Raw genomic sequence first — 14027 nt, forward strand, 5'->3', positions numbered from 1 at the left:
CGCACTTTCCTAACTCACTGAGGAACGGGCGCTAACAGCCCAATGTTCGTAATACGAACATTGGGCTTTGTCGTTTGGCGGGCGAGCGGAGGAGGCGGGCGGGGGGCTGGGGAGAGGGTGGTGGGGGCTACGATCGGGGTTGCGGACCGGCGGCTTTGCCCAATGTTGCGCGGTCACATCACCGTCATGAGCCAAGGTCCGCAGTCCAACAAAGTCTACTCGCACGAGCCCGTCTGGGACCCGGGGCGCTGGCTGCCGACCACGCGCGAAGAGGTCGAGGCGCGGGGCTGGGACTACATCGATGTGATCATCGTGTCGGGCGACGCCTATGTTGACCACCCGGCTTTCGGCACCGCGGTGATCGGTCGCATGCTCGAGGCGGAGGGTTTGCGCGTGGCGATCATTTCGCAGCCGAACTGGCGCGACGATCTGCGCGATTTCAAAAAACTCGGCGCCCCGCGCATGTTCTTCGGCGTGACGGCTGGGTGCATGGACTCGATGGTCAATCGCTACACCGCGGCGAAGAAGCTGCGCAGCGAGGACGCCTACACGCCGGGCGGCGAGCACGGCTTCCGCCCCGACTACGCGACGGTCACCTACTCGCGCATCCTGAAGGACCTGTATCCGGACGTGCCGGTGATGATCGGTGGCATCGAGGCCAGCCTGCGCCGCGTGACGCATTTTGATTATTGGTCGGAGGAGCTGAAGCCCAGCATCCTGGCCGACAGCGGCGCCGATCTGCTGGTTTACGGCATGGGCGAAATGCCGCTCAAAGAGACCGTGCGCCTGCTCAAGCGCGGCGTGCCGTTCTCCTCGCTCGGCACGATTCCGCAGACGGCCGTGTTGCTGCCGCCGGGCGAGGCGCCGCCCAAGAACAAGAATTGGGACGACTTCGAACTGCACAGCCACGAGGCCTGCCTCGAAGACCGCGAGCGTTACGCCAAAAACTTTAAGGACATCGAAACCGAGTCCAACCGCGTGAAGGCGCGCCGCCTGTTTCAACAGATCGGCGACCGCACCCTGGTGGTGAATCCGCCGTTCCCGACGATGAACGAGGAGCAGATCGATCGCGCCTTCGATCTGCCTTACACGCGCCTGCCGCATCCCAAATATCGCAAGCGTGGACCGATCCCGGCCTACGAGATGATCAAGCACTCGATCAACATGCACCGTGGGTGTTTTGGCGGGTGCAGCTTCTGCACGATCTCGGCGCACCAAGGGAAGTTCGTCGCGTCGCGTTCGAAGGAATCGATTTTGAAAGAGGTCGAGTCGATCAAGCAGATGCCCGATTTTCGCGGCACGATCAGCGACCTCGGGGGCCCGTCGGGCAACATGTATAAGATGAAGGGCAAGCAGCAGTGGATCTGCGACGAGTGCGTGCGTCCCAGCTGCATCTGGCCCGATGTTTGCCGCAACCTCGACACCGATCACACGCCCTTGCTCGAGATCTACGAAGCGGTGCGTGAAACCGAAGGCGTGAACCACGCTTACGTGGCCAGCGGCATCCGTTACGATCTCTTCCTGCATGACAAGGGCACCACGCCGGAGGTGAAGGCGAGCCACGAGAAATACATCGAGGAACTCGCCGCCCACCACGTGCCGGGTCGCATCAAAGTCGCGCCCGAACACACCAGCGATCACGTGCTGCGCGTCATGCGCAAACCGAGCTTCAACCTCTTCTACAAGTTTAAGGAGAAGTTCGAGAAAGCCGGCGAGAAGGCGGGCAAAAAGAAACAGCCGGTCATCCCGTATTTCATCAGTTCCCACCCTGGCTCACGGCCGGAGGACATGGCCGAGCTCGCGCTCAAAACCAAGGACCTCGGGTTCCGGCTCGAGCAGGTGCAGGACTTCACGCCGACGCCGATGACGGTCGCGACGGAGATCTACGCCACGGGCATGCACCCCTATAACGGCGAGGAGCTGAGCGTCGCGCGTTCGCCCGAGGACAAGCAGACGCAGCGCAGCTTCTTCTTCTGGTATAAGCCGGAGATGAAAAAGGCGCTGCGCAGCTCGATGAAGCGCCTCGGTCTGGATGGCCTGGCCAAGCGACTCCTCGACGACAAACAGGTCACCGAAGACGTTACGCCGCCGCCGCACATCGCCCCGTGCGGCATGAAGGTCCCGGCCTCCGCCAAGGCAACGGCGGGCAAAGGCCCGCAGACCGGAGCACGTTTGGCGGCCGCGACGAAAGGCGCGAAGCGTCCGGTTGATCCGAAGCGCAAAGCCAAGCCGACCGAAAAGCCCGAAGCGAAGGGCAAGGCGGCGTCCAAGCCGGCGCCCAAACCGAAAGCCTTCCAGAAGTTCTTCAAGAAGCGGTGAGGCTGTGTGTTTTGGCCCACGGACCACACGGAAAGACACGGCGGCGGAGGGGCAACGTTAGCGCGAGCGAGCTCGCGGCCTACATTGTGGGGATGGACGCCGGAGTGTAGGCTGCGAGCTTGCTCGCGCTGCGTTGCCTCTCAGAGCGCCAGCCGGTGAGTTCCATGTAGGCGCGGCCGAGGCGGTTGTCGTTGGAATGGCTCGCGGACTGCACGGAAGGACACGGAGGCGGAGGGGCAGGGTTAGCGCGAGCGAGCTCGCGGCCTACATTGTGGGAGCGAACGCGGGGTGTAAGCTGCGTTGCGGCTCAGAACTCCAGGGCTTCGGTGTAGCCGGTGAGTTCCATGTAGGCGCGGCCGAGGCGGTTGCCGGCGGGGTCGTAGATGAGGCAGGCGCCTTCCCAGTAGGCGATGCCACCGAGGGTGCCGGGGAGCTCCTGGTCGTCCACTCGCGGGGTGACGATGAGCGTGGTGGCCTCTCCGGTGGCCGGGTCGTTGGTGGTGATTTCCACCTTCGCCGGATACGTCGCGCCGGTGTGGGGGCTGGTCCAGGTGGTGAGCACCTTCCAAGTAAACGGCGCCTTGGTGAGGGTGCCGTCTTTCGCGATCCAAGTGAGCTTGGAGGCCGGGTCGGAGCGACCGTCGGCGAGGCGCAGGCGGTAGAGCATCAGCTCGCGCGCATCCGAAAATTGGATACTCACCCAATCCCAACCGACCTGACCGCGACCGAGTTGGCTGCTGCTGATTTCGTGGTCCATCCACGCCGAGCCGGTCACCGCCAAGGTTTGCCCCTGCAGGGTGAGGTCGCCGGTGGCGTCGAGGCGGGTGTAGGTGAGGTAGTAACTCGCCGCCGAGGGTTCGGCGCCTTTGCGCGAGAGGCTGTTTTCGCCGAAGACCACGAGCGGTTTGGCGGCGGCGAGGCGGAGGGTGAAGCTGACCTCGGCACCGACGCCGCCGTGCAATTCCATGACATCGGGGGTGGTCATGCGCAGCGACCAGTTGCCCTGAAACACGTCGAGGCGGTCGGTGGCTGCTCCGGCGTCCCAGCCGGCGCGGTGCAGTTTTTCCTGATGGCGGAACTCGCCGGTTTTCAGGTCGATCACCGCCATGTGCGCGAGGTGGAGCTGATCCATGCCGAAGGCGGTATCGGGTTCGTCGAAACGCTGGGCAGGCGGGGCGCCGGCGGAGCGGAAGAAGGTGGCTTGGAAGCCGAAGCGATCGGTGCCGTCGACCTGCAGGTGGCCGGTGAGATACCACCACTCGATGCGGAAGTCGGGATGAGAGCCGTGGTCGCGCGGGAAGCTGAAGGTATGGCCCGGTTGGGGCAGGGCGTAACCTTCCGGCGTGGTGGCGGGAAAGGGATCAGGCAGCGGCGGCAACTGGCCGTAGCTGAGCGTGATCGTGCAGAGAAAGATCAGAAGTCGGCGCATGCTCATGCTTCCTCCCGATCTGACGGCAGGTTGGCGGCCCAGTGGCCGACGCCGTAGCCGACAAGTGCGCCAAAACCGATGACGGCGGCGGCGAAGCCGGCGAGGCTGAACCACGGCCAGTCGCTCTGCAGGGTCCAGCCGAAGGACTGTTTGTTGATCACGGTGATGAGCAGCCAACCCAGGGCGAGGCTGAGCACGGTGCCGCCGGCGGCGGCGGCGAGCGCGATGGCACCGCCCTCGGTAGCAGTAGCGCGGGCGATTTGCGGGCGGGTGAAGCCGATCGCGCGCAAGGTGGCGAGTTCGTCGCGGCGCTCCCAGAGCACGCTGATGAGCGTGAGGGCGAGGCCGATGAGGGCGACGATCACGGCGATGATCTCGAGGGCGTAGGTGATGGCGAAGGTTTGGCGGAAGACCCGCAGCACCTCCGCGCGCAGGTTACTGTTGGTGTAGATGAGCAAGCCCGGGTGGGCGGCCATAAGTTCGGCGCGCACGGCCTCGGCGGCAAAACCCTCGCGGAGATTGAGGGCGACGTTGGCGACGGCGGTTTCGCCAAACCACGCGACGTAGTGGGCGCGGTCGATCATGAGCGAACCCTGTTCGTTGCCGTAGTCGGCATAAACGCCGGCGATGCGCAGCGACTGCGGTCCGGCGGGCGTGGGCAGGAGCACGGTGTCGCCGCGGCGCAGTTGAAAACGTTCGGTGAAACTCTCGCTGACCAAAGCCAAGTCGGCGTTACGCGTGCGGTCCCAGATGGCCTCATCGGTCGGCGGCTGGACCCACGAGGCGTGGTTGCGGTAAACGGCGGTGGCGAGGTCGGTGGCGGTGAGGGTGGTGCGCAGGCCGTTGAGCTCGATGCGGTCGCCGGCGAGCACGTTGCCTTCGCGCACGGCGGGGTGGTGGAGCAGAGCGCGCCACACCGGCTCGGCGATGCGGGCGTCGGTGGACGCGGAGCGACTGCCTTGGCTGGAAATGTAGAGGTCGGCGCGCAGGGATTGTTCGATCCAGCCGCGCACGGTGGTTTCGAAACTGGCGACCATGCTGGCCATACCGCCGCTCATGGCGAAGGCGGCGAGCAGCGCGGCGACGGCGAGGCGATGGCGACCGGAGGGGCGGCGCAGTTGGCTGGCACCCACGGCGAGGCTGGGGCTGTCGGGTCGCAGACGACGCAGCCAGGCGCCGATGCGCGGTAGGCAGGCGGCGGATACGACGCCCATGCCGAGGATGCCGAGAAAGGCGGCGGCGTAACCGGCCAGCGGGAAACGCACCCCGGGGCCGAGGTGCACGGGCGGCAGGCGGGTGAGCGCGGCGGCGAGCACGAGCAAACAGAGGGCGGCCGGCCAATGGCGCAGCAGGCGCGGCCCGGGATCGGCTTCGCCGGCGCGCACTAGCACCTGCGCGGGAGGCGTGCGAGCGGCGGAACGGGCCGGGGCCCAACCGGCGACAAGGGCGGCAACCAAACCGAGCAGCAAGCCGATGAGGGTTTCGGTCGTGGTGAGGTGAGCGGCCTGCACCGTGGTGGTGAAGTAGAGCGCGTTAACCGTCTCGCCGACGGCCCGCACGGAGACTTGGGCCCCGGCCCAGCCCAGCAGCAGACCCAGCGCGCCGCCGACGAGTCCGAGCAAGGCAGCTTCGACCAGCCAGGCGCGTTGAATGCTGGCGGGGCTCACGCCGAGGCTGCGCAAGGTGGCGATCTCCCCGCGGCGACGCGTGACCGCGCCATCGAGGGCTTGGAAGATGAGGTAGAGGCCCACAACGAGGGCGATGAGGGAAAGGATGGTGAGGTTGAGGCGAAAGGCCTCGGTCATGGTGGCGGCGGTCTCGCGCGAGCTGCCGGGCGTGTCGACGACCCAACGGGTGCCGTCGGAGCTCCACGCCTGCAGCTGGCGACCGAGCTCGGCGCGGCGGGCGCTGGCGTTGAAACCCGGTTCGACCACAAACTCGATGCGATCGAGGCGACCGTTGCGGCCGGCGAGTTGCTGCAGGTGGGGCAGGTCGAGGATGAGAAGCTCGGCGGGCGGTTGGGGGCGTTCCGCGGCGGATGGGATGAGGCCGGCGATGGGCAGGGCGCGGGGCTCACCGTTGATGATGAGGGTGACCGTATCGCCGGGCTGGATACCGGCGGCGGGGCTGGCCCAGGCGCGCGGGCCTTGGCGGAAGAGGTCCCAGAAACCGGCCTCGGGATCGGTGTCACTTTGGAAGAAGCCGGCGCCGATTTCTTGTTGGAAATCGAGGTTGGCGAGGCTGACGAGGTCGATGCCGAGCAGGCGGAAGAGCGGTGGCTGGCCGGGGGCGGGGTCGGCGGGGGCGGCGGTGGTTTCGACCACCGGGATAAGGTGGACGGGAGCGGAGCCGAGTTGCTGGCGGAGTTCACTGAGGACGGAGACGGGCAGATCGCCGGCGGGGGCGCGGATGATCCAGTCGGACTCGCCGGTGAGGGTGTCGGTGAAATGGGAGAACGACGATACGGCGGCGCGGTTGGCGAGGCGCACGGACACGAACACGGCGACACCGAGGGCGAGGATGAGCACCAACAACGCGGAGCCGCCGGGCGCGAGCAGCCAGTGGCGGGCGGCGAAGCGGCGCAGCAACAGCGGCCAGACAGCGGTGGGGGTGATGGTGCGCATGACGGGCGGACTCGGACTCAGGCGGCCGTAGTGGTGCGCTCGATACGGCCGTCGAGCAGGTGGATGCGACGGTGGCAGATGGCGGCGGCCTCCTCGCTGTGGGTGACCAGCACGAGGGCGGTGGAGGTGGCGTCAGTCAGCTCGCGGAGAAGGGCGAGGATGCGTTCACCGTTGGCGGAATCGAGGTTGCCGGTCGGTTCGTCGGCGAGGAGGACGGCGGGTTGGTGGACGAGGGCGCGGGCGATGGCGGCGCGTTGTTGTTCGCCGCCGGAGAGTTGGCCCGGGCGGGCGTCGGCGCGGTGGGTGAGGCCGACGCGCTCAATGAGGTCGGCGACGCGGGGGCGGCGATCGGCGGCGGGCGCGCCGAGAAGCTGGAGGGGCAGCTCGATATTTTCGGCGACGGAGAGGGTGGGCAGCAGGTGGAAAAACTGGAAGACGGTGCCGATTTGTTCGCGGCGAAGGAGCGCGAGGGCGGACTCGGAAAGCTGGTCGAGGGCGTGGCCGGCGAGGGTGATGGTGCCGGCGTCGGCGCGGTCGACGCCGCCGAGGCAGTTGAGCAACGTGGTTTTGCCGCTGCCGGACGGGCCGGTGAGGGCGAGGCGTTCGCCGGCGGTCACGCTCAGGTCGATGCCGTCGAGGACGGTGCGCGGACCATAGGTCTTGCGCAGGCCGTGGCAGGTGAGAACCGGGGCGGAGGGGGACGCGGGCATACGCCCGGGATTTAAAGGAAACCGGGCGCAGATTGCGAACGCGGGGCGGTGATTATTCGGTGCGCAGGGCCTCGGTCGGGGCGACCTTGGTGGCGCGACGGGCGGGCAGCCAACAAGCGGAAAGGCCCACCAGCACGAGGACGCTGGTCACGGCGCCGAAGAGCACGGGGTCGGTCGCGCCGGTGCCGATGAGCACGCCGGCGCTGGCGAGGAGTTTGGTGGCACCGAAGGCGCCGGCGAGGCCCACGATGAGGCCGATGGCGAGTTGACCGAGTCCGCGGCCGAGCACGAGGCGGGCGATGTTGGTGGTGGTCGCGCCGAGCGCCATACGGATGCCGATCTCGCGGGTGCGGCGGGCGGTCTGGTGGGCGATGACGCCGTAGATGCCGACGGCGGCCATGAGCAGGCCGGTGGCGGCGAAGACGGAGAACACGGTGCCGAAGACGCGCAGGAACCAGATGGAGCGATCTAGCCCGACGACGAACGGTTGCACCTGGAAGAGCGGCAGATCGGCGTCGATGGCTTGCACGGTGCTGCGCACGGGCAGGGCGAGCGCGGCGGGATCGGTGTGGGTGCGGACGATGAGGCCGGCCCAGCCCCAAGGTTGTTGGCGGTAGGAAATGAAGAAGGCGGGCGGGGCGTCGGCGTTGGTGGGGTTTTGTTCGAGGTCGCCGGAGACGCCCACGACGGTCATCCACGGTTGGGGCTCATTGTCCTGGGGCTCGATGAAGCGGAAACGTTGGCCGATGGGATCGGCGTCGGGCCAGTGGCGCTGGGCAAAGGACTGGGTGATGACGGTCGCCTCGCTGCCGGGTTGCCCGTCGGTTTCGTTGAACTCGCGCCCGCGCAGCAGCGGCAGGTTGATGACCCGCAGGTAGTCGGGCGACGCGACCACGATGGTGCCCTCGAGCTTGGCGGTGGCGTCGGCGGGTTGGGGGCGGCCCTCGATCTCGATGACGCGCTGGTGGTGGTCCATGCCGGGGAAGGCGTTGGTCACGGCGGCGGCGGTGACGCCGGGCAGAGCGCGAAGCTGGGGCAGGAGGGTATCCACAAACTGGCGACGGGCGTCGGGTTGTTCGTAGCGTTCGCTCTCGCGTTCGGGGAGCTGGACGCGGGCGGTGAGCAGCGTGTCGGGCTGCACGAAGGCGTTGAGTTCCTGGGCGAGGAATAGGCTGCGGATCATCGCGCCGGCGCCGGCGAGGAGCACGACGGTGAGCGCGAACTGCATGATGACGAGGGCGCCGCTGAGGCGGTTGCGGCCGGAGCCGGCACCGGGGGAGCCGTCTTTGATGGCGGTGGAAAGGTCGACGCGGGAGGAGCGCAGGGCGGGGGCGAGGCCGAAGATGATGCCGCTGGCGATGGTGATGGCGGCGAAGTAACCGACGGCGACCCAGTCCAACTCGAACTGAATCCAGTAAGGGCGGCCGACGTTGGTGGTGGCCTCGTCGAAGAGGGAGACGCCGAGACCGGTGAAGGCGAAACCGAGCAGTCCGCCGATGACGCTGAGCAGCACGCTCTCGATGAGGAGTTGGCGGATGAGTTGGCGACGGGAGGCACCGACGGCGGCGCGCACGGCGATCTCACGGCCGCGGCTGATGGCGCGGGCGAGCATCATGTTGGCGACGTTGGCGCAGGCGATGAGCAGGACAAAACCGACGGCGCCGAGCATCATGAGGAAGATGACCTTGATGGGGCCACCGTTGTAGGTCTCGTGGAAGGAGCGCACGACGGCGCCGAGGTTTTTATTGGTGTCGGGGAATTCGGTGGCGAGGCGACCCATGATGACATTGAGGTCGGCGTTGGCCTCGGCGATGGACACGCCGGGTTGGCGGACGCCGTAGAGCATGAGCGAGCGGTTGTCGCGTTTGTCGATGGCCGGGGTCGGGCGGAGCGGGGCCCAGAGCTCCTCCTGGTTGGGGAAACGGAAACCCGGCGGCATGACGCCGACGATGGTGGCGGGATGGCCATCGAGGCGGACGGTGCGGCCGATGACGGCACGGTCGCCGCCGTAGCGGTTTTGCCAGAGGTCGTGGGAGAGCATGAGCACGATCTCGGCGCCGGCCGCGCTGTCGGCGGCGTTGAAACTGCGGCCGAGGAGGGGCGGTTGGCCGATCGTGGCGAAGAGGCCGGAGGAGACCCAGGCGAAGTTGGTGCGCTCTGGCGGCAGGTCGGTTTCGGAGATGACCGCGCGCACATCGTTGATGGCCTCGAGGGCCTCGAAGGTGTGGTTGGCGGCCCGCAGCTCTTGGAATTCGGGCCAGGAAACGGCGCGGCGCTGGCTGGGGTCCTCGGTGTTTTGGAGGAGGACGGTGACGAGGCGATCGCCGCCGGCGACGGGCACCGGTTTAAAGAGGACGGCGTTAACGAGGGTGAAGACGGTGGAGTTGATGCCGATGCCGAGCGCGAGGGTGGCGATGATCGCGGCGGAGAACCAGCGGTGCTTGGTGAGCATGCGCAGGGCGAAGCGGAGGTCTTGGAGCATGGCGGGGTTACCCGCGGGCGGCGGGCAAAGTCGCAACTTTTTGGCTGAAGTTGCGAAATCGAGGCGGTGCGTATGTTGGGCGCATGTTGCGTATCCTCCGAATTGCCCTGCTGGGGCTCACCACGACGGCGCTCGCCATGGCGACGCTCGAGACCAAGACCGTGCGTTACGACCTCGATGGCACGACCTTTGAGAGCACGATCGTTTACGACGCCCACACGGCGAAGCCGTTGCCCGGCATCCTGATGGTGCCCAACTGGATGGGGCCGACGGAGAACGCGCTGGAGAAGGCCAAGATGGTCGCGGGCTACGGCTACGTGGTGATGATCACCGACATGTATGGGGTCGACGTGCGGCCGACCAACGGCGGCGAAGCGGCGCAGGCGGCGGGGTTTGTGCGCGGGGATCGGGCCCTGATGCGGGCGCGGGCGGCCAAGGGCCTCGAAGTGCTGCGCGGGGAGGGGCACGACGTCGGGCTCGATCGCGAAAAGGTGGCGGCGATCGGTTTTTGTTTTGGGGGCGGCACGGTGCTGGAGCTGGGACGCAGCGGGGCGGATCTCGCGGCGGTGGTGTCGTTCCATGGCGACCTGGTGTCGCCGACGCTGGAGGCTGATGCGGCTAACACGCAGGCCAAGGTTCTGGTGTTGCACGGCGCGGCCGACCCGTATGTGCCGCGCGCTGACGTGGAGCGTTTTACGGCCGCGATGCTGGCGACCGAGGTGGATTGGCAGCTGGTGGAATACAGCCAGACGGTGCACTCCTTCACCAATCCTGAGGCGGCGGCAGCCGGGCAGTCGGAGTATAATCCGGTGAGCGCGGCGCGGGCCTTTGTCGCGATGCGGGCGTTGCTGGATGAGATTTGGGACTAACGCACGGTTCGGGCGGGAGACGCGCAGGGTCCAACGATAGACGAATTTCCGTCTAGCCATTGCGGGCGGATGGGGAAGGTTCGTTGGCTCCATGTCGGATAAGCCCCTCATCACGCACCTGTTCACCGCCGATCCCTCGGCCCACGTTTTCAACGGCCGCATTTACGTGTATCCGTCGCACGACCGGGAGACGGATCAGCCGACGAACGACAACGGTGACCAATACGACATGGTCGACTACCACGTCTTCTCGATGGACGAGGTGGGCGGCGAGGTGACGGATCACGGCGTGGCGTTGAAGCTCGAGGACATTGCCTGGGCGAAGACGCAATTGTGGGCCCCGGATGCGGCGGAGAAGGACGGCAAATACTACTTCTACTTTCCGGCGCGCGATGCGGAGGGAATTTTCCGTCTCGGCGTCGCGGTGGGCGACAAACCCGAGGGGCCGTTCGTGGCCGAGCCCGAGCCGATCAAAGGCAGTTACTCCATCGATCCGGCGTCGTTTGTGGACGAGGACGGCGAAGCTTACGTGTATTTTGGCGGCATCTGGGGCGGTCAGCTGCAGCAATGGTCGGGCAATCAACACGACCCGAAGGGCGAAGAGCCGACCGGTGATGTGCCGGCGATCGGTCCGCGCGTGGCGAAGCTCACGCCCGACATGAAGCAGTTTGCCGAGGAGGTGCGGGAGATTCAGATCCTCGACGAAAACGGCGCACCGTTGAAGGCCAGTGACCACGACCGCCGTTACTTCGAAGGGCCGTGGATGCACAAATACAACGGCCGGTATTACCTCTCTTATTCGACCGGCGACACGCACTACCTGGTGTATGCGACGGCCGACAATCCTTACGGACCGTTCACCTATGGTGGTCGCATCCTCGAGCCGGTGATCGGCTGGACGACGCATCATTCCATCGTCGAGCACAACGGCCGCTGGTGGCTCTTCCACCACGACTCATCGCTGTCGAATGGCGTGAACCACCTGCGCTGCGTGAAGGTGAAGGAGCTGTTCTACGACGAGGCCGGCAACATCAAGCCGGTGAGCTGAGCGGGGCTGGACGGGGTTGGGCTGAGCTGAACGGCGGCTCGTTATACCAATTGGCTTAAACCCGACGGTTGGTCGGGGGCCGGTGCGTCGTGGAGCATCGCGGGCGATGCACACGGACAGCGATGGTTTGCGATGGCGACAGCGATGGCGATGGCGGGGCTGGATTCGGGGCGCGCTGCTGGGCGGACTCGGATGGTTGGTCGCCGGGGTCGGGGCTGCGGAGGCGAGGGCAGACGACTCCCAACTGAGGGTGGGGTCGGTTGTGACCCAACCGCTGGCCGCGCGCTTGAATGCGGTATGGCGGGCGGAGCTGCGTTTTGATGACAACGTGCGGCGGGTCGACAGCACGCTGGAGCGGGCGTCGCTGGCGTGGCGGGTGGGCGGACCTACGCAGTTGAGCGCCGACCTGACGCACGTGAACGTGCGGCGGCAGGATCCGTTGAGCGGCGACACGATCAACGCTGAACAAGTCTGGGTGGGCGTGGGCCAGAGCAGTCGTTGGTGGCTGGGCGAAAGCTGGGGCGTGGCGTTGCGCGACACGTTGCGGTGGCGGTATCTCGACAGCCGGGGCAGTCCGACTGTGATGACGCGCCACTACGGCGAACTCACTTGGCGGACCGGGCGGGGACCGCGCGGGCTGCAGCAACTTTATTGTGGGTTTGAGTGGTTTGCGGCGCTGAGTAACAAGCCTCGGCCGGAGCACTGGATCACGCCGCTGGGAGCGCGGATTCGCGGCGGTGAGCATTGGTCGGCGAACGTGTATTATTTCATCCGCAACCGGAAGTTTGCCGACGGCTGGCAACGGCAGCACGTGCTGGGCACGTTTTTGAACTGGCAGCTGTGAGGCGCGGTGGAGATGTGGGGGGGGGACGCCTGACGGGAGAATAGCGGACGCTCCGCTTAGCGCTTGGCAGGGGGGGAGGGGTGACGCAGGTTGCTTGCGCTTCCCTCTTTTTGCTTATGGTTCCTGCGATCAGCTGGCTGGTGCGACTGGGTGTCGACCAAGGACTTTTTACCGTCGAACAGGCGAAAGCCGTGCGGGCGAAGCTGGGCGAGGATGCCGAGCTCATCGATTTCGCGCAGGAGTTGATCGACGAGGCCTACGTCGACGACGACAAGCTGGGCGACTTGGAGAAACTCGCCGGCAAAGCCCTGCAGGAGGGGCAGGCCGGACCACCCGCTCTCGATCCCTTTGACATGCCGGCGCTGCCGCCACGGGCCAAACCGCGGTTGGCGGTGGAGCCCACCGTGGCGGTGAAAACAGAACCGGAGACGAAACCTGCTCCCGCGCCGACTTCGAAAGTAGAGCCGGCGCCGGCGGTAGCACCTGCGCCTGCACCGGTCGCGGTGGAAGCGCCGCCGCCGGCTCCTCCCGCCGCGGTGCCGAAGGTCCCGGCTTTGGCCACGGGGTTGCCGCCGTCGGCGACGACCATTGAAGCGGGGGAACTGGACTTCGAGGCCTTGGGGGCGATGGACGACGCGCAGTTGGCGGCGGCGTTGCGCGGCTTTCTGGTCTTGTGCGGCGACGAGGGGGTGAGCGACCTGCATCTCTCGGCGGGAGCGACGCCGTTTGTGCGGCGGCAACGGGCGCTGACTCCGCTCTCGGACCATGTGTTGACCGAGCAGGAGGCGTTGCGGCTCAACACGGTTTTACTGTCCGCGGGGCAGAAGCAGATTTACCTCGCGCGCAAGGACTACGACTTCGCGTTGGCGCTCGATGCGACGCACCGCTACCGCGTTAATCTCATGTTCCACAAGGACGGTCCGGCGGGCTCGTATCGCATGGTCTCGGCCGATGTGCCGACGCTCGATTCGCTCGGGCTGCGCAACGTGGAAACGATCCGCAAGATGTTGTCCTATCACAACGGACTCATGCTGGTGACCGGTCCGGTGGGCGCGGGCAAAACCACCACACTGGCGGCGTGTGTTGATGAGCTGAACCGCAAGCGCAAGGACCACATCATCACGGTGGAGGATCCGGTGGAGATCGTGCAGGAGTCGACCAACTGCAACATCACCCAGCGCCAGGTGGGCGAGCATACGCGCTCGTTTGGCTCGGCGCTGAAGGGCGCGCTGCGCGAGGATCCGGACATCATCGTGATCGGCGAGCTGCGCGATTTGGAGACGATCGAGATGGCGATCAGTGCGTCGGAGACGGGTCACTTGGTGATCGGCACGATGCACACCAGTGATGCCGCGACGACGCTCAACCGTCTGCTGGATGTGTTTCCGCCGGCGCAGCAAACGCAGATCCGGGCGAGTGTTTCGGAGAGTCTGCGTGGCATCGTGTGTCAGCGCCTGCTGCCCGGCAGCGGGGGCAAACTCACGATGGCTTGTGAGATCCTCGTTTCGAATCCGGCGGTCGCGGCGCTCATTCGCGAGGGCAAGACGCAGGGTCTGCGCAACGTGATGGAGACGGGGGTGCGCGAAGGTATGTGCACGATGGAAAGCTCCGTCTTCGAGCTCTACAACAAGCGCAAGATTTCCGCGGCGACCGCCCGCCAGAACATCACCACCAAACAACTGCTCGCGCAGATCCGATAAAC

The 14027-nt window shown here is 66.4% G+C and carries 9 protein-coding genes; 5 read left to right on the forward strand and 4 right to left on the reverse strand.

Features of this window, described 5'->3' with window-relative positions; translation table 11 throughout:
- Positions 1-162: 162 nt before the first annotated feature.
- Positions 163-2319 carry a YgiQ family radical SAM protein gene (locus K1X11_RS17690; RefSeq protein WP_225919384.1) on the forward strand — a complete coding sequence of 719 codons (2157 nt, stop codon included), beginning with the start codon at positions 163-165 and terminating at the stop codon, positions 2317-2319.
- Positions 2320-2626: 307 nt separating this feature from the next.
- Here the strand turns inward: K1X11_RS17690 and K1X11_RS17695 are convergent, their stop codons facing one another.
- Genes K1X11_RS17695 through K1X11_RS17710 form a run of 4 tightly spaced genes read right to left on the reverse strand, consistent with a single transcriptional unit; the run spans position 2627 to position 9564 of the window.
- A complete protein-coding gene (locus K1X11_RS17695) occupies positions 2627-3748 on the reverse strand; it encodes a lipocalin-like domain-containing protein (RefSeq protein ID WP_221030486.1) in 1122 nt (373 codons plus the stop codon).
- A gap of 2 nt (positions 3749-3750) precedes the next feature.
- Complete coding sequence (locus tag K1X11_RS17700; protein ID WP_221030487.1) at positions 3751-6372, reverse strand: ABC transporter permease; 2622 nt, start codon at positions 6370-6372, stop codon at positions 3751-3753.
- Positions 6373-6389: 17 nt separating this feature from the next.
- Complete coding sequence (locus K1X11_RS17705) at positions 6390-7082, reverse strand: ABC transporter ATP-binding protein (protein ID WP_221030488.1); 693 nt, start codon at positions 7080-7082, stop codon at positions 6390-6392.
- A 52-nt stretch (positions 7083-7134) separates the two neighbouring features.
- Positions 7135-9564, reverse strand: a complete 2430-nt coding sequence (locus K1X11_RS17710; RefSeq protein WP_221030489.1) for an ABC transporter permease — start codon at positions 9562-9564, stop codon at positions 7135-7137.
- 83 nt (positions 9565-9647) lie between these two features.
- On the opposite strand from K1X11_RS17710, the gene K1X11_RS17715 reads away from it, so the two are divergent.
- The 4 genes from K1X11_RS17715 to K1X11_RS17730 all read left to right on the forward strand — a co-directional run bounded on the left by K1X11_RS17715 (position 9648) and on the right by K1X11_RS17730 (position 14025).
- A complete protein-coding gene (locus tag K1X11_RS17715; protein WP_221030490.1) occupies positions 9648-10433 on the forward strand; it encodes a dienelactone hydrolase family protein in 786 nt (261 codons plus the stop codon).
- 91 nt (positions 10434-10524) lie between these two features.
- The gene (locus K1X11_RS17720; protein ID WP_221030491.1) at positions 10525-11481 is read left to right on the forward strand and encodes a glycoside hydrolase family 43 protein; all 957 of its coding nucleotides are present in this window, start codon (positions 10525-10527) and stop codon (positions 11479-11481) included.
- A 262-nt stretch (positions 11482-11743) separates the two neighbouring features.
- A complete protein-coding gene (locus K1X11_RS17725) occupies positions 11744-12325 on the forward strand; it encodes a hypothetical protein (protein ID WP_221030492.1) in 582 nt (193 codons plus the stop codon).
- A 116-nt stretch (positions 12326-12441) separates the two neighbouring features.
- Positions 12442-14025 carry a type IV pilus twitching motility protein PilT gene (locus K1X11_RS17730; protein ID WP_221030493.1) on the forward strand — a complete coding sequence of 528 codons (1584 nt, stop codon included), beginning with the start codon at positions 12442-12444 and terminating at the stop codon, positions 14023-14025.
- Positions 14026-14027: the final 2 nt, after the last annotated feature.

The sequence above is a fragment of the Actomonas aquatica genome (assembly GCF_019679435.2).
GTDB classification, from domain to species: Bacteria; Verrucomicrobiota; Verrucomicrobiia; order Opitutales; family Opitutaceae; genus Actomonas; species Actomonas aquatica.

Excerpts from the sequence above, each read along its gene's own strand:
- K1X11_RS17730 (WP_221030493.1), top strand. The coding sequence starts at position 12,442 with ATGGTTCCTGCGATCAGCTGGCTGGTGCGACTGGGTGTCGACCAAGGA.
- K1X11_RS17710 (WP_221030489.1), bottom strand. The coding sequence starts at position 9,564 with ATGCTCCAAGACCTCCGCTTCGCCCTGCGCATGCTCACCAAGCACCGC.
- K1X11_RS17705 (WP_221030488.1), bottom strand. The coding sequence starts at position 7,082 with ATGCCCGCGTCCCCCTCCGCCCCGGTTCTCACCTGCCACGGCCTGCGC.
- K1X11_RS17720 (WP_221030491.1), top strand. The coding sequence starts at position 10,525 with ATGTCGGATAAGCCCCTCATCACGCACCTGTTCACCGCCGATCCCTCG.
- K1X11_RS17695 (WP_221030486.1), bottom strand. The coding sequence starts at position 3,748 with ATGCGCCGACTTCTGATCTTTCTCTGCACGATCACGCTCAGCTACGGC.
- K1X11_RS17715 (WP_221030490.1), top strand. The coding sequence starts at position 9,648 with ATGTTGCGTATCCTCCGAATTGCCCTGCTGGGGCTCACCACGACGGCG.
- K1X11_RS17690 (WP_225919384.1), top strand. The coding sequence starts at position 163 with ATGTTGCGCGGTCACATCACCGTCATGAGCCAAGGTCCGCAGTCCAAC.
- K1X11_RS17700 (WP_221030487.1), bottom strand. The coding sequence starts at position 6,372 with ATGCGCACCATCACCCCCACCGCTGTCTGGCCGCTGTTGCTGCGCCGC.